Source organism: Thermodesulfobacteriota bacterium (assembly GCA_030583865.1).
Classification (GTDB): Bacteria; Desulfobacterota; GWC2-55-46; order GWC2-55-46; family GWC2-55-46; genus UBA5799.
This window is the reverse complement of record CP129479.1, coordinates 67,471-82,559: the sequence shown is the minus strand read 5'-3', so window position 1 is coordinate 82,559 and position 15,089 is coordinate 67,471. Positions and strand designations below refer to the sequence as shown.

17 protein-coding genes are annotated in these 15,089 nt (G+C 59.6%); 5 read left to right on the top strand and 12 right to left on the bottom strand.

Annotation, left to right across the window (positions count from 1 at the left end; all coding sequences use genetic code 11):
• Window positions 1-107 precede the first annotated feature (107 nt).
• Window positions 108-1,514 carry a diguanylate cyclase gene (locus QY316_00390; protein WKZ32899.1) on the bottom strand — a complete coding sequence of 469 codons (1,407 nt, stop codon included), beginning with the start codon at window positions 1,512-1,514 and terminating at the stop codon, window positions 108-110.
• Between the two features lie 155 nt (window positions 1,515-1,669).
• Between QY316_00390 and QY316_00385 the strand changes: the two genes are divergently transcribed.
• Together QY316_00385 and QY316_00380 are read left to right on the top strand one after the other, a co-directional pair.
• Window positions 1,670-2,851 (top strand): hypothetical protein, encoded by a 1,182-nt coding sequence (locus tag QY316_00385; GenBank protein ID WKZ32898.1) that lies wholly within the window; start codon window positions 1,670-1,672, stop codon window positions 2,849-2,851.
• A 45-nt stretch (window positions 2,852-2,896) separates the two neighbouring features.
• Window positions 2,897-3,235, top strand: a complete 339-nt coding sequence (locus QY316_00380) for a cupin domain-containing protein (GenBank protein ID WKZ32897.1) — start codon at window positions 2,897-2,899, stop codon at window positions 3,233-3,235.
• On the opposite strand, the gene QY316_00375 is transcribed toward QY316_00380, so the two are convergent.
• On the bottom strand, window positions 3,232-4,104 hold the full coding sequence (locus tag QY316_00375) for an isoaspartyl peptidase/L-asparaginase (GenBank protein WKZ32896.1): 873 nt from the start codon (window positions 4,102-4,104) through the stop codon (window positions 3,232-3,234). The two genes, QY316_00380 and QY316_00375, sit on opposite strands and share 4 nt — an antisense overlap.
• Before the next feature lie 115 nt (window positions 4,105-4,219).
• Here QY316_00375 and QY316_00370 point away from each other — a divergent pair, with 115 nt between their 5' ends.
• The 3 genes from QY316_00370 to typA all read left to right on the top strand — a co-directional run bounded on the left by QY316_00370 (window position 4,220) and on the right by typA (window position 7,682).
• On the top strand, window positions 4,220-5,074 hold the full coding sequence (locus QY316_00370) for a ribonuclease H-like domain-containing protein (protein WKZ32895.1): 855 nt from the start codon (window positions 4,220-4,222) through the stop codon (window positions 5,072-5,074).
• Window positions 5,075-5,159: 85 nt separating this feature from the next.
• Window positions 5,160-5,609 carry a hypothetical protein gene (locus QY316_00365; GenBank protein WKZ32894.1) on the top strand — a complete coding sequence of 150 codons (450 nt, stop codon included), beginning with the start codon at window positions 5,160-5,162 and terminating at the stop codon, window positions 5,607-5,609.
• A gap of 261 nt (window positions 5,610-5,870) precedes the next feature.
• Window positions 5,871-7,682, top strand: a complete 1,812-nt coding sequence (gene typA / locus QY316_00360; GenBank protein ID WKZ32893.1) for a translational GTPase TypA — start codon at window positions 5,871-5,873, stop codon at window positions 7,680-7,682.
• A gap of 71 nt (window positions 7,683-7,753) precedes the next feature.
• On the opposite strand, the gene QY316_00355 is transcribed toward typA, so the two are convergent.
• From QY316_00355 to QY316_00310, 10 genes are all read right to left on the bottom strand, one after another.
• The gene (locus tag QY316_00355; protein WKZ32892.1) at window positions 7,754-9,550 is read right to left on the bottom strand and encodes a Na(+)/H(+) antiporter subunit D; all 1,797 of its coding nucleotides are present in this window, start codon (window positions 9,548-9,550) and stop codon (window positions 7,754-7,756) included.
• Window positions 9,543-9,788, bottom strand: coding sequence for a hypothetical protein (locus QY316_00350; protein ID WKZ32891.1), 246 nt, complete (start codon window positions 9,786-9,788; stop codon window positions 9,543-9,545). The genes QY316_00355 and QY316_00350 overlap by 8 nt, the downstream gene beginning before the upstream one ends.
• A gap of 35 nt (window positions 9,789-9,823) precedes the next feature.
• Window positions 9,824-9,952 (bottom strand): hypothetical protein, encoded by a 129-nt coding sequence (locus tag QY316_00345; protein WKZ32890.1) that lies wholly within the window; start codon window positions 9,950-9,952, stop codon window positions 9,824-9,826.
• Window positions 9,953-9,956: 4 nt separating this feature from the next.
• Complete coding sequence (locus QY316_00340) at window positions 9,957-11,444, bottom strand: monovalent cation/H+ antiporter subunit D family protein (GenBank protein WKZ32889.1); 1,488 nt, start codon at window positions 11,442-11,444, stop codon at window positions 9,957-9,959.
• 3 nt (window positions 11,445-11,447) lie between these two features.
• Window positions 11,448-12,962, bottom strand: coding sequence for a monovalent cation/H+ antiporter subunit D family protein (locus QY316_00335; GenBank protein WKZ32888.1), 1,515 nt, complete (start codon window positions 12,960-12,962; stop codon window positions 11,448-11,450).
• Window positions 12,963-13,035: 73 nt separating this feature from the next.
• A complete protein-coding gene (locus tag QY316_00330) occupies window positions 13,036-13,398 on the bottom strand; it encodes a cation:proton antiporter subunit C (protein ID WKZ32887.1) in 363 nt (120 codons plus the stop codon).
• A complete protein-coding gene (locus QY316_00325) occupies window positions 13,391-13,816 on the bottom strand; it encodes a Na(+)/H(+) antiporter subunit B (GenBank protein ID WKZ32886.1) in 426 nt (141 codons plus the stop codon). Before QY316_00325 ends, QY316_00330 begins: the two co-directional genes overlap by 8 nt.
• The gene (locus tag QY316_00320; protein ID WKZ32885.1) at window positions 13,813-14,376 is read right to left on the bottom strand and encodes a DUF4040 domain-containing protein; all 564 of its coding nucleotides are present in this window, start codon (window positions 14,374-14,376) and stop codon (window positions 13,813-13,815) included. Before QY316_00320 ends, QY316_00325 begins: the two co-directional genes overlap by 4 nt.
• Before the next feature lie 143 nt (window positions 14,377-14,519).
• Complete coding sequence (mnhG, locus tag QY316_00315) at window positions 14,520-14,834, bottom strand: monovalent cation/H(+) antiporter subunit G (GenBank protein ID WKZ32884.1); 315 nt, start codon at window positions 14,832-14,834, stop codon at window positions 14,520-14,522.
• The gene (locus QY316_00310; GenBank protein ID WKZ32883.1) at window positions 14,834-15,088 is read right to left on the bottom strand and encodes a monovalent cation/H+ antiporter complex subunit F; all 255 of its coding nucleotides are present in this window, start codon (window positions 15,086-15,088) and stop codon (window positions 14,834-14,836) included. The genes mnhG and QY316_00310 overlap by 1 nt, the downstream gene beginning before the upstream one ends.
• Between the last annotated feature and the right edge of the window lies 1 nt (window position 15,089).

The window sequence follows — 15,089 nt, the reverse complement described above, 5'->3', positions numbered from 1 at the left end:
CCCGCTTCCCTGTTATTGGGGCCGCGCATCCGGAGCTTTTCAGCAGCTAAACTATTTTGCTTTTTCCGCAAAATGGCAGGGCTGTCTTTTTGTGGGGGAATTCGTCCCTATTTGGGAACCACGATTTCAGGTATCGGCGCGAGAAATACCGTGTTCCTGGAAAGGTCCTTGGCCTTGTACATGGCCTTGTCCGCGGTCTTCAGGAGCTCGCGCATGTTCCTCGTGTGGGTGGGGTAGGTCGCGACCCCGATCGAGGCGGTTATCTTGAGGACAAGCTTCTCTTCGGCCTGCACGAACTCGTGCCTTTCTATGGCCGCCCGTATCCTGTTCGCGACCTGCATCGCCGCCTTGTGGTCCGCGTCCGCCAGTATGATTACGAACTCGTCGCCTCCGTATCTTATAACGGTGTCCACTTCCCTCACGCATTTCAAGAGGAGATGCCCGAGCTCAATGAGCACCTTTGAGCCGACGAGGTGGTCGTTAGAGTCGTTCACGTTCTTGAAGTTGTCGAGGTCGAGGAAGAGGACCGTCACGTGCATCCTGAGCCTGTCCGCCCTCTTTATCTCCTTGTCGAGGACGAGGTCCAGGTACTTGGCGTTATAGAGGTTCGTGAGGCTGTCTATGAAGGCCATCTCCTTGGCGTCCGCGTACTTCTCCGCGTTTTCATAGGCGGTCGAGGCGTGCTCCGATATGAAAGAGGCGTTCAGCAGGTCCTTCTCGGAGTATTCCTCCTTCCGCTTGCGGGAGAGGAGGATGAAGTAGCCGATGGCCTTCTGCCCCCTGGCCAGTGGCGCGACGATGAAGGACTCGAACCCCTTAAGCGGCCCGTTCTCCGCGAAGCCCAGCCCTTCTTTTGGAAAGACCCGTATCTCGGGCTTGGCCTCGTAGTCCCTCTCGAATATGGACTTGAAGAGTCCTGCAAGCCGCTCGGCCTGGTCCGGGTCTATGTGCCTTGACGCCTTTACCGCGAGGGTCCTTAAGTCGCTTTCATAGAAGGTGGCGATGCCTGAGTCAGACGGGACGGTCTGGAGGAGCGCGTCGAGGGTGAGCTCGTAAAGCCTGGGTATGTCGAGGGTGGTGGTTATGGCCCGGCTCACCTCGAAGAGCCGCAGCGACTGGCGCATCTCCTGGTTCTCTTCGAGGAGCTTGCGCTTCTCCATGCAGCTCCCGACCGTATGGAGGAGCTCGGCCTCGTTGAGCGGCTTCATTATGTAGTCGAAAGCGCCGCTCCTCAAGGCCGCTATGGCAGACTCTATCGAGCCGTGGCCGGTTACGAGGATTACGTCCGTGAGCGTGTTTTTCTGCTTTACCCTTTCCAGCACCTCTATGCCGCTTAGGTCCGGCATGACGAGGTCGGTCATGACGATGTCGAAGCTTTCGTCCTCCATGACGGCCAGGGCCTCTTTTCCGGAGGACGCGGTTATTACGGAGTAACCTCCGCCCGTCAGCATGTCAGAGCAAAGGACCCTGAAGAACGCGTCGTCATCGATTACGAGAATCCTTCCCTTGCCCATGAATACCCCTGCTGGAAACTCAGATTAAAATAGCAGAAAACGGCCTTCCGGTCAATTACAAGCATCCGGGCTCATCCGGGTTAGGCCCTTGACACGCCCCTTTTTTGCGGAATACTTAATCGGGCCGGGAAACGAGCGCATCCGGAGCGAAAATATTGAGAATCCAGCCGTTTCTACTTATTATTTTTCTCCTCCCATCCCTCTGGGGCTGCGGTAACGGGGACGACGGCACTGAGCTCAGGGCAACGCTAATTTCTGCCGGGGGCTTCCATACATGCGCCGCCTCGGGCGATTCGGCCGTATGCTGGGGTGAAAATTCGGACGGCCAGCTCGGCAATGGAGGAAGGCTCGATTCTCCCTTCCCGGTCACCGTAGGGGGCCTGTCCGCCCCTGTCGAGGTCTCTTCGGGAAGGGCGCACACTTGCGCCCTCCTTCCGGACGGCACTGTCCGGTGCTGGGGAAGAAATGCTTTTGGCCAGCTCGGCAACGCAACGGTTGCGAGCTCGACCACTCCAATCGAGGTATCCGGCCTTATTGGGGCGGCTTCGACTTCCGCTGGAAACTCGCACACTTGTGCGGTTCTCTCCGACGGCACGGTCGCGTGCTGGGGTAATAACGAGTTTGGGCAGCTCGGTAACGGCTCCTTCGCGCACTCGGCCTCCCCAATCGCGGTCACCGGCCTCACGGGGGCCACGGCCGTTTCAGCGGGCGGCACCCATACCTGCGCCCTCGTTTCAGGCGGCGAAGTCCGGTGCTGGGGCTCGAGCCTCTTTGACCAGCTCGGCAACGCGGGCATACCGACCGGCTCAGGCTCGCTCTCCCCTGTGGAGGTCACCGGCCTTTCGAACGCGGTCTCATTGAGCGCCGGGGAAAGCCACACCTGCGCCCTTCTCGGAGACGGTTCGATAAGGTGCTGGGGGGATAATTCCTCGGGGCAGCTCGGCTCGTTCTGGCCCGCCCCGGACCTTATCTCCTCCAGCACGCCAGTTTCGCCGGGTCTGTCCGGGGCTGTTTCAGTTGCCGCGGGCCTTTCGCATTCATGCGCCGCGCTCTCGAATAAAAGGGTCTTCTGCTGGGGTGAAAACGCGGACGGGCAGCTTGGAAACGGGAGCTTCGCGGGGTTCGTTCCCCCCGGGTCCGGCGCTCCGCCGACCACCACGATAAACCCGGTGCCTGCGGCTGGAATCGCAACGGCTACTTCCGTAACAGCGGGCTTTTTCCATTCCTGCGCGGGCCTGGACGACGGAAGGATAGCCTGCTGGGGAAGGAATACCTCGGGCCAGCTCGGGGACGGAACCGATTTCTCCTCGCCGGTGCCGGTCCTGGTCATTGAATAAGGCGCAGGTCCTTGAAATAACCCCGGCATCGTATATCCTTTCCACATGAGGCACTACTCTCTCGAAGGCGCTCCTGAAAGGCCGGTATCCCACGACCCGGAGCTTAAAAAAAGGGTCCTCCTCGATGAACCGGTCTCCTGTGTTAAGAAGATAAGCCATATCGTTCTCGAGCAGGGCGCGACCGCCTCGGCCCACACGCACGAGGGCTCATCAGAGATCTTCTATTGCGTAAGTGGCGCTATTACCTTTAGCGTCATGGGCGAGCGCGTCCTTTTAAGAAGGGGACACCTCCTTGTGGTAGAGCCCGGAGAGGAGCACGCCATAGTGGAGGTAAGCGCCGGGTCCGAGATGGTCTATCTGATGGTCGACTCGGCAACCGGCTAACCGGCGGCTTCGAAGCTGGTTCCGACGAAGACCCCTTCCGGGCTTGCGGTGCCTGCCGCCATATAAGCGGTCGTATGCGCGATCGCGTAGCTCCCGCTTCTATCCAGGGCCAGGAACCCTGCCTGGAAGCCAAGGCCAACAAGCCTTTTTAACGCCGCCCTGGCAGCTTCCGGCGCGGTCCATCCGCCCATGAGCATGGAGACCTCCTTGGCAAGGCAAACCCTCAGTATTTCCTCGCCCCTTCCGGTGCACGTGACCGCCCCGAGCCTATTATCCGCGTAGACGCCGGAGCCTATGAGCGGAGTGTCTCCCACCCTCCCGGGGAGCATGGCAAAGACACCTCCGGTGGAGGAGCCTGCCGCGAGGTTCCCTTCCCTGTCCATCGCGACCGCGCCGACCGTCGAGAAATATTTTTCGTATAGCTTGCCCGGCTCGGTTTTCCGCGCCCTCTCGAGCCGTTCAAGGACTTTCGCGGTAGGCGGCCCGAGGCGCGGAAGTCCGGCCTTTTCGGCTATGCCTGCCGCCCCCGTATTCGTGAATACATTATTCGGAAGCCCCATAGCCTCCCTTGCGGCCCTTATCGGGTTCCTGAAGCCTTCGAGGCCGATGACCGCGCCTGCCCCGAGGCTTTCGCCCTCCATGAGCGCTGCGTCGAGCCGCCTTACTCCGTCGAGCTGGATGTTTGAGCCGTCACCGGCGTTAAATAGGCCGGAGTCCTCCATCAACGAGATGGCCCCGGTGACCGCGTCGAGCGCTGCTCCCCCGCGCTCAAGCACGCCATATCCGGTTTTAAGCGCCTCGCCTATCCCTTGCAGGGCCTTCTTAAGGGGCCTCTTTGCGCCCGCTCCGCCGTGGACAAGTATTATCATTACGCGCCCCCCCCAGACCGGCAATGCCCATTGCGGGGCCTGTGCTGCCGGATTTTTTAAGTATATACGCCATTTTCGTTTTTACCGTAAATCTTTCCATGTTAGAATACGCCTGATGCTCAAGAATACCTTCTGCCATATCCCGGGCGTGGGGCTGAAGACCGAGCGGAGGCTCTGGGAAAACGGCATCGTGGACTGGGACTCCCCGCTCGGGGATTTCAAGCTCCGGAGGACCGCCGAAGGCGTCTTTCAATCCGTCCTGGACCAATCCCGCCTGAAACTTCTCGAAGGCGACCCTGCTTTTTTCGGAAAGCTGATTCCGCCCAAGGAGTCATGGAGGATATTTTCGGAATTCAGGGATGACGTCGCCTATATCGATATAGAGACAAACGGCTATGTGGGCAGCCACGGCTACATAACCGCGATCTCCCTTTACGACGGAAGGAGGGTCCGCTATTACATACGGGGCGAGAACCTCGACAAATTCAAGAAGGACATATTCGGGTACAAGCTCCTCGTCACCTACAACGGCAGGTGTTTTGACATACCCTTTATCGAAAGCAGCATGGATATCCGCCTCCCCCATGCGCACATCGACCTCCGTTTCGTGCTCCGCGACCTGGGATTCAAGGGAGGCCTCAAGGGCTGCGAAAAGCTCATAGGCATCGACCGCGGCGGGCTCGACGGAGTTGACGGATACTTCGCGGTCCTCCTCTGGAAGGATTACAGAAGGAACAGGAACCCCAAGGCGCTCGAAACGCTCCTGGCATACAACATACAGGACGTTGTGAACCTCGAGCCGCTCATGGTCACCGCGCACAACCTCAAGGTCTCCTCGACCCCCTTTGAAGGCGACTACCGGATAGAGATGCCCGCTCCTCAAACAGACCTCCCCTTCAAGCCGGATCCCGAAACTATTGAGAGGATCAGGGCAGGGCTTGGGAGGGCGTCTTTCAGCTTGAATACCTGAGCGCACCCCCCCGAATATGACCCTTGTCATATATGCATCCAACGGGAGATGATAAGCTGCTTGCCCATTCACAGGAGGTGAAAGGATGAAAAACTTATCCGCTATTTTTCTTGCTTTCCTGCTATGCGCCCCGGGCATCGCCTCTGCGGCTGACGACCACCACAGGCACGATCACCAGGCACCGGCGAAAGGCGCTTCGACAAACGCCCTTATCGACGAGATGCGGCAGCTCGACGCCGCGTTCAGGGAGATAGTATCGGCGGTCGCCCTCGGCGACGGGCACAGGGTGCATGAAGCTGTCCACTCCCTTCACGGGACCATGGAAAAAACGCAGGAGGCGCTCCACCACGGAGAGGTAAAGCTCAGGAAAAACGCGGCAAAGGCAAAGGAGTTCAAGCGCATGGACCATGAGTTCCACGCCGACCTCGAATCACTCGCGAAGGCCGCGCACTCAAGCGACATCCAGAAGATGAGCGGCCTTACGAAGAAGCTCCTCGACGGCTGCGTAAGCTGCCATTCCGTCTTCAGGCCCTGAACAATCTCCGCGGCAACTGGACTGCCCCGCAGACGGATTGGAGAGGGTTGGCGAATACCCCTCACAGCCTCCCCATCAAGGGGAAGGAGTGATATAGACTCGACAAGTAAGCGGAATTTTTTTAGTGACCCGAGAAAGGCCCCTTTTCCCAAAGGGGCCTTTCTTTTGTATGTGCCTGTTTTCTCTTTACTACGCGGCCCTTTCAGGTTAAAATATCTGATTCTTTTCAGGGCCAAAAAACTTAAGAAAGAGCCGGTGAACATGGAACAGACCCATTTGAGGAACATAGCCATAATCGCGCACGTCGACCACGGGAAGACGACCCTCGTTGACGCGATGCTCAGGCAGGCAGGGACCTTCCGCGCAAACGAGAAGGTCCAGGAGCGCGTCATGGACAACATAGACCTTGAGCGCGAGCGGGGCATAACCATAATGGCCAAGAACACGGCCATAGAGTACGACGGGGTAAAGATAAATATCGTCGACACGCCCGGGCACGCGGACTTCGGCGGCGAGGTCGAGAGGACCCTCAAGATGGTCGACGGGGTATTGCTGCTTGTCGACGCTTCCGAGGGGCCGCTCCCGCAGACGAGGTTCGTCCTCAAGAAGGCCCTTGAGCTGGAGCTCGTGCCCATCATAGTCATAAACAAGATAGACAGGCCTGACGCCAGGATACAGGAGGTCATAAACGAGGTCTACGACCTCTTCATAGACCTGGACGCAAAAGAGGAGCAGCTCGACTTCCCCATCGTCTACACCAACGCGAAAAAGGGCACCGCGACCCTGGACCTTCAGGCGGACTCGCCTGATCTTAGGCCGCTCTTCGAGCTCATAATCAAGACCGTGCCGCCGCCCAGGGGCGACTGCCAGGCGACGCTCCAGGTCCTTGTGACCAATATCGACTACAGCGACTATGTAGGGAGGCTCGCGGTGGGCCGCGTATTCGGCGGCACCATCAAGGCGGCGGACACCGTCGCAATGGTGCACGCGGACGGAAGGACCATCAAGGCTAAGGCCTCGGCCCTGTATGTCTTCCAGGGGCTCGAAAGGAAGGACGCCGCCCTGGCGGGTGTCGGAGAGATAGTCGCGCTCGCGGGCATGGAGGGCGTCTGCATAGGAGATACCATCACTTCAGCAGAATTTCCGAAGGCCCTGCCGAGGATAAAGGTGGACGAGCCGACCATATCGATGATCTTCTCCCCTAACACCTCTCCGTTCGCCGGAAAGGAAGGGAAGTTCGTCACCTCAAGGAACCTCCGCGAGAGGCTCGAAAAGGAGCTCCTATATAACGTTTCGATAAGGGTGGATTTCGAGAAGGCCGACGCCTTCAGGGTGATGGGCAGGGGGGAGCTGCAGCTCGCGATCCTCATCGAGATGATGAGGAGGGAGGGCTACGAGCTCTCGGTCTCCATGCCCGAGACCATCACAAAGGAAATAGACGGGAAGCTCCATGAGCCCATGGAGCACCTCGTTATAGACGTGCCCGAGGAGTTCATAGGAGTCGTCACGCAGCAGGTCGGGGCCAGGAAGGGCCGGATGCAGAAGATGCAGAACAACGGCCACGGCAGGGTGAGGATGGAGTTCAGGATACCATCTAGGGGGCTCATAGGCTTCCGCTCCCAGTTCCTCACCGACACAAAGGGCACGGGCCTTTTGAACCACCTCTTCGACGGGTACGAGCCGTGGCACGGCCCCATGTCCACGAGGGCAACGGGCGCTCTTGTGGCCGACAGGGCCGGGGCCTCGACGGTATACGCCCTCTATAACCTCCAGCCCAGGGGAACGCTTTTCATTAAGGAAGGCACCCCGGTTTACGAGGGCATGGTAATAGGCGAGAACTCCCGTGAAAACGACATGGACGTGAACGTGGTGAAGGAGAAGAAGCTCACGAACATGAGGGCGTCTGGCTCGGACGATTCGATGTTCCTCTTCCCGCCCAAGTCCCACACGCTCGAGCAGGCGTTGGAGTTCATCCGGGACGACGAGCTCGTGGAGGTCACGCCCGCCTCCATAAGGATACGGAAAAGGGTGCTCCAGGCCGGGAAAAGGCCGAAGCAGCAGAAAGCGGATTGAGGCCGGTTTTTATACCGTAAAAACAAAAGGGCCGCCGTTATGATAACGGCGGCCCTTTTTCATTCGGACGCTCAGATATAGTACAGTAGAAGGTAGGCCACGAGGAAGATTGCTATCCACAGCATGGTGGCGCCTATCGGCCAGTGCTTTATGATGTCGCCCGGGTATATGGCCTTCTCGTGGCTGATGCGGCTCTTTATGACGGTCCTCCTGGGCTCGGAGCTGAAGCTCGCGGCCAGGGTGTCCCCGGCTATCTTGAGGGCCGCGACCGGGTTCCTGCTGAGAAGGATGGCCGCGCCGGGGACCGTGGCGAAGGCGAACCTGGATACGGCCTCGCCGAACCGGGTGAAGGTGTTCCGCAGAAGCCACATGAAGCAGGCCGCGCCCCTTCTGTAGAACCAGTCCGCGTCGATGTTTATGGCGCGCATCTCGGCGGGATAAATGCCCGCGAGCATGAGCAGCGTGAAGGCCAGCGCCGAGAAGAAGAGGAGCTGGGTCTGAGCCATCACATGGGCCCCGGTATAAGGCACGTAATCGACGGGGTACGGGAGTATCGAATATAGCGACGAGGGGTAGACGCCTATGAAGACGCTGAGGAACGCGGCTATTCCCATCGCGATGAGCATGTTGACGGGCGGCTCCTTGGGCCTGAGGCCCGAATCGTGCGAGAAGAACGCGAAAAACGGTATCTTGATGCCGGCGTGGTGGAAAACACCCGCGGCCGCGAAGAGGAGCGTGAACCAGATTATGGCGAGCCCCTCGTGCGCCGAGGCGCTCACTATCATCGATTTCGTGACGAAGCCGCTAAAGAGCGGGAAGCCGGATATCGAGGCCGCGCCTATGATGCAGAAGAACGCCGTCAGGGGCATGGTCTTGTAGAGGCCGCCCATGTCGGTCGCGTTTATCCTGCCGGTCTGGTGGTATACCGCGCCCATGCAGAGGAAAAGGAGCCCCTCGAAGAGTATGTTGGTAAAGGCGTGCGCAACCGCGCCGTTCACGGCGAGCTCGGTCCCGATGCCTATGCCCACGACCATGAACCCCACCTGGTTTATGAGGCTGTAGCAGAGCACGCGGTTCATGTTGTTCTCGATGACCGCATAGAATATGGGGAAGGCCGTCATGACCGCCCCTATGTAGATTAATTCCTCGGTCCCGGGAAAGGCCCTGGCCAGGAGGTATACCGCAGTCTTGGTCGTGAAGATGCTCAGGAAGATGGTCCCCAGTATGGTCGATTCCGGATAGGCGTCGGGCAGCCACGCGTGAAGGAGCGGGAAGGCGCAGTTGACGCCGAAGCCCAGGAGTATAAGATAGGACGCCAATGAATCGAGGCCGATGAGCCCGAAGGCTATGGAGCCGGTCTCGTACGAGTGCATTATGAGGCCCGCGAGGAAAAGGAGCCCGCCTATGGCGTGCACCGTGAAATAGCGGAGCCCGGCCAGATAAGAGGCGGCGGTCTTCCTGGCCCAGACCAGATAGGTGGCGGTCAGGGCCATTACCTCCAGGAATATGAATAGGGTCAGCATGTCCCCCGCGAACACCGCCCCTATGGAGCTCCCGGCGTAGATGAGCGACACGACCTTTTCGCCGTCGTCCTTCATGTGTATACCGAAGAGCGTGCCTATGAAGGCCATGAGCGTGAAGATGTAGCCGAATACCAGGCTAAGCCTGTCCACCTTTCCGAATACGAGGTCGTGGCCCAGGAACCCGGACTCGACCGTCCAGTAAACGCCTTCGGGCAGGCTTATCGCCGCAAGGAACGCGCCGGCAGTGAGGAGCAGAAGATACGCCTGCTTCACGCTCCCCCGGAGGAAGGGGATGAGGAGCGCGCCGGCTATGAGGAGCGCACCAGGGTGCACGGCGCTAACCATAGTGGTCCTCCCTGCGCTTCACGAGCGGGCGCAGTATGTACTTGGCCGCGAGCACCAGAACCACGCAGGCTACGAAGCCATAGGTGCCGTAAAAGGACGGATAGCCTTCCCAGGGGAATTCCGGGTGCTTCTCTATGAAAAAATCGAGGATTACCAGCCCGACAAGAGAGGCGAAGAACACCCTTAGCAGCACCTTCAGGGTGCGCGGGCTCTTGAAAAGCGGATTCTCACCTGACATTGCGATCTCTCCCCGGCGCAGCCGCGCCGACTTGGCTAACCGTAGCTTATGATGGCCCAGAAATAAATGACGGCCACGGCGAAGACGATATAGAACGCCGTCCTGTACCCCGGCACCTCGTCATGCTGAAGCACCTGTATTTCCTTTCCCTCTTCGCTCTTCATGCGCTTACCTCCCCGCCCCGGCCACCGAGGCCGCGAGCTCGAGAAAGACCGACGGATAGAAAAACAAGACCAGCGTCGCCGCCGCCGTAAGCACAAGAGGTATGAGCATCAGGGTCGGCGCCTCGTGCAGGTCGGGCTTCAAGGGGTAGTCGCGCGGGGCCGGTGCAGGCTTTTTGAAAAACGCCGCGTAGACTATCGGGAGGAGGTAACAGGCGTTCAAGACGGTGCTGACGGCAAGAACCGCGAGCACCACGAGGTGCCCGGCCTCTATCGCCCCGGTAAAGATGTAGAACTTGCTTATGAAGCCCGCGAAAGGCGGCACGCCTATCATGGATAGCGACCCCACGGCGAAGGCGCCCATTGTGAATGGCATCTTCCTCCCTATGCCGTCGAGCTCGCTTACTTTGGTCTTGTGATGGGCCACATATATGGCCCCGGCTGCGAAAAAGAGTGTGATCTTGCCGAAGGCGTGGGCGACTATGTGCATAACCGACCCGGTAATGCCCCCGGGCGTGAGTATGGCCACGGCCAGCACTATGTACGAAAGCTGGCTTATCGTCGAGTAGGCGAGCCTTCTCTTCAAATTGTCCTGCTTCAGGGCCACTATGGAAGAGATGACTATGGTCGCGGCGGCAAAGTACATGAGCGCTTCATTGAGCCCGATCCTGGAGAGCACGTCCGTGCCGAATATGAAAAGGACGACTTTAATTACGGTGAAGACCCCGGCCTTCACGACCGCCACGGCATGGAGGAGCGCGCTCGCCGGGGTGGGCGCGACCATGGCGGCGGGCAGCCACGAATGGAACGGCATCATGCCGGCCTTGGTTATCCCGGCGATAAAAAGTATGAAGATGACCGCTATGAGCGCGTCCGAAGCCTTGCCGTCGAGTATGCCGCCGGGGCTGAAATCCAGCGTGCCGGCTGCCTGGTAGGTGAGGAACATGGCGAACAGGAGGAACGCGAGCGAGGTGCCGAGGAGATAGACGAGATAGCGCCTCGCGCCCTGTATGGCCTCGGGGGTTTCCTTGTGAGCGACGAGCGGGAACGTCGAGAAGGTTATCATCTCGTAGAAGATGAAGAGCGTGAACATGTTTGCCGAGAAGGCCACGCCCATGGCGCCGGACATGGCAAGGGCGAAGCTCATGAAGTACCTGGTCTGCGCGTGCTCGTTCAGCGTGCGCATGTACCCTATGGAATAAAACGAGGTGATTATCCAGAGAAAAGAGGCCGTGGCCGCGAAGGCGAGCGAAAGCGCGTCCGCCTGTAGCTTTATCTCGAGCCCGGGGGCCACCGTCGCAAGATGGATGGCAAGGGACTTGCCCGAGAGGACCTCCGGCAGCATCGAGGCGACTATTATGAACTTGGCCAGGGCGGCCAGGACCGTCCAGGACTCCCGGATGTCCGGACGCCTCGACGAGAGCCCGATAAGGAGCACTGCCGCGAGCGAGACGGATACGGCCAGGAGCGGCTTTATGGAATGGATGATCTCCACCGTTTAGCTCCCCAGTAGAAGGCTCGCGGCCTTGCCTGCGACCGAGACCGGCAGGTGGGCGGCGACCCCGAATACGATGCAGAGCGCGGCCAGGACCGCCATCGGCACGACCATCGTGAAAGGCGCCTCGCTTACGGGCCGTCCGGCGCCGTCAAACGCGTGCCCCGGCCTGGCGGCGGCCGCCTCGTAAGGGCGGAAGTATATGGCCTCCACTATCCTCCAGAAATAGACCGCCGTGAGGAGCGAGCTTACGAGTATCACGGGCACCAGGAACCACATCCCGGCCTCGAGGGCGCCGAGCGCCAGGTACCACTTGCTCACGAACCCCACTGTCAGGGGCACCCCTATCATGGAAAGGGCCCCTACCGTGAACGCGGCCATGGTGAAGGGCATCTTTCTCCCAATGCCCCTAAGGTCGGAAATCTTCTCGGAACCGGTCCGGAGGACTACCGCGCCCGCCACCATGAAAAGGGCGCCCTTCATCAGCGCGTGGTTGAAGATGTGGATGATGCTCCCGGTGAGCCCGAGCTCGTTCACGAGGGCGGCCCCGAGCACTATATAGCCTATCTGTCCCACGCTCGAATACGCGAGCATCCTCTTGAGGTTCGTCTGGGAGATCGCCAGCACAGAGCCCAGTATTATGGCCGCGGACGAAAGCGCTATGAATATCCTGGTTACCGGCACTATCTCCAGGTCGAAATCCACGGTAAAGACCGTGAACATGAACCTCAGTAGCACGTAAGCCCCTACCTTGGTGGCTGTAGCCGCAAGGAGGGACGATACGGCCGAGGGCGCGTGCGTGTAGGCGCCCGGGAGCCATATGTGGAGCGGGAAGAGCGCGAGCTTCAGGCTCAGGCCCACCGTGAGGAAGGCGAAAGCGGTCCTCACTGCCCTGGTGTCGTAAAGCTCCGGGAGCCTAATCCGCAGGTCCGCCATGTTGAGCGTGCCGGTGACCATATAGATGTAGCCTATTCCTATGAGAATAAAGGTGGCGGCCACGGTGCCGAGGATGAGGTAATTGAAGCTCGATATGAGTGCGTCGCGGCTGCGGCCCATCGCCACGAGCGCGTACCCTGATATCGACGCGATCTCGATGAATACGAACAGGTTGAAGACGTCCCCGGTTATGGTCATGCCGAGGAGGCCCGCTACCATGAGAAGGTACAGGGCGTAGAACGGCGCATGCTTGCCCGGGACTATCTCATGCTCGACGCTCCGCTTCGCGTACAGGGTCACGGCGAGCGCGATGAAGGTGACTATCGCGAGCACAAGGGCGCTCAGGTAGTCGACCACGTACTCTATGCCCCAGGGCGGCTCCCACCCGCCGAGACGGTAGCTTATGGTTTCGCCGCCGAGGACGGAAAGGAGCATGGACATGGCCATGAGAAAGGACGACAGGCACGCGAGGGCGGTCACATACCAGGCGAGCTCTTTTTTCAGGAGCCCGGCCAGGAAGGCGATTACGGCCGCTATGAGCGGGATTACTATTACGAGGATAGGATAGTTGTCTGCAAGCATCAATTTATGCTACGGGCCCGGTCCAATGCCCTGTCTTCTCCGCTGTTGGTTGGCTGGGTGGAGGGAGCGGACGCTATCCGTCCTTTTCCCGCATCTTCAGTATCTCGTCTTCCTCTATGGTGCCGAACGCCTTGTATATCCTTATTATGAGAGCCAGCGCCACTGCCGTGGTGCTTACGCCCACGACTATCCCGGTGAGCATCAGGGTGTGGGGGAGCGGGTTGTCGTAGAGCTTCGCTCCTTCCGTCAATATCGGGGCGGTGCCGCCGTTGACCTTCGCGCCCGAGACGTAGAAGAGGAAAACGGCTGTCTGGAATATGTTCATCCCTATGACCTTCTTGATGAGGTTCTCCTTCGCTATCATGGCGTAGAAACCCACCATCATGAGGGCAATGCATATCCAGTAATTGTACTTGCCCAGGATGAGCTCAATCATCCTCGTCCTTCCTCGCGGTCTCGAAGAATATGGTTATCATGACCCCGGCGACGGCTATCCCGACGCCTATCTCGATGCCGAATATCCCCAAATGGCTTGCGAGCTTGGGAGCGCCGAGCGGCAGGGCCGCGTACTCGAGGTAAGCGCCCCCGGCCCACAGGCAGGCAATGCCGATGCCCGCGAATATGAGGACGCCGAGCGACTTCAGTATGTCACCCGTCTTCTCCGAAAACCTTCTCCTCCCCTCGTCGATGCCGAAGCAGATCACGTAGAGGATGAGGGCGGCGCCGAAGATGACGCCCGCCTGGAACCCTCCGCCCGGGCCGTTTTCGCCGTGGGCCAGGACGTACAGGGCATAGAGCTGTATGAACGGTATAAGAAGCTTGGCGACCGTTTTCGATACCACATGCTCTTTCATTCCCGGGTCCTCCTGAGGAGGACTATGACCGCCAGGCCTGCCGTGAAGATGACCGTGGTCTCCCCGAGGGTGTCATATCCCCTGTAGCTCGCCAGCACCGCGGTCACGAGGTTGATGACCCCGGTCTCCTTATAGGCGCTCTCGATATAGCGCGGCGCGACATGGGTATGGATCGGGGCTTCAGGGTCGCCGAAAGCAGGCAGGTCGGTAGAGCCGTAGACAAGCATGGCGAACGTGAATACGGCCACGAGGAAGAGGACCAGGTTCCCGGGCCTGAAGCCGGTCACGACCTTTCTTTTGGGCGCGCTGTCGAACCCCGCCTCGCCCCTCCTGGTCCTGCTTAGCGCCGCAAGCAGGAGGACCGTCGTTATGCCGGCGCCGACCGACGCCTCGGTAAACGCGACGTCGACCGCGTTCAGCACGGTCCAGATGACGGCCATGATGAGGCTGTAGGCGCCAAGCACCACAGTGGCGCTAAGGAGGTCCTTCATCCTGACCGCGGCGAGAGCGCAGACGACCAGGAAGAAAAGGAGCACGATGTCGATTATTATTCCGCCCATTTCAAACCTATATGCCGGCCCCTTGAACCGGAGGCAGCCGCTGTCCGCGGCTGCGCGCCCGTGCCCGGACGGACGCCCGGAAAAGGGCTCGGCCAGGCCGCGACGGGCCGGGCATTACAGGGCCGGCCAGTACGACGGCTTTCTCATCTCCGCTCCTCCCCCTTTTTCCACGGCTTTATCCCCGAGGAGTAGGCCGCGTTAGCAAGGGCGTACGCCGCGGTGGGATTGGCCACCATGAGGAAGAGCGCGATGATGAGCAGCTTCACGCTTACGAGGTTTATGCCCCAGTAGATGATGAGGCCCGCTATGATGAGGGCCTGGCCGAGCGTGTCGGCCTTTCCGGCGGGGTGCATGCGGGTGTAGAAGTCCGGGAACCTTAGTATGCCGATCGCGGCTACGATTAGGAAAAAACACCCTGCTGCTATGAAGAGCCCCGCCAGAACCACCCTCAGGTCCATCAGTCAAGCCTCCCCAATTCCCTGTACTTGAGAAAAGCTATTGTGGCTATGAAGTTTATGAGCGCGTACACGAGCGCGACGTCCAGGAAATACGGACGCTCGTACATGAAGCCGATAAGCGCCATGAGTATGACCGTTTTCGTGCCGATGACGTTCACTGCCAGGAGCCTGTCGTAGACCCTGGGCCCCTTTATCGCCCTGTAAAGGACTAGCACCGCTGCGAACACCACCACGAGGGCGGCTCCAGTGAACATG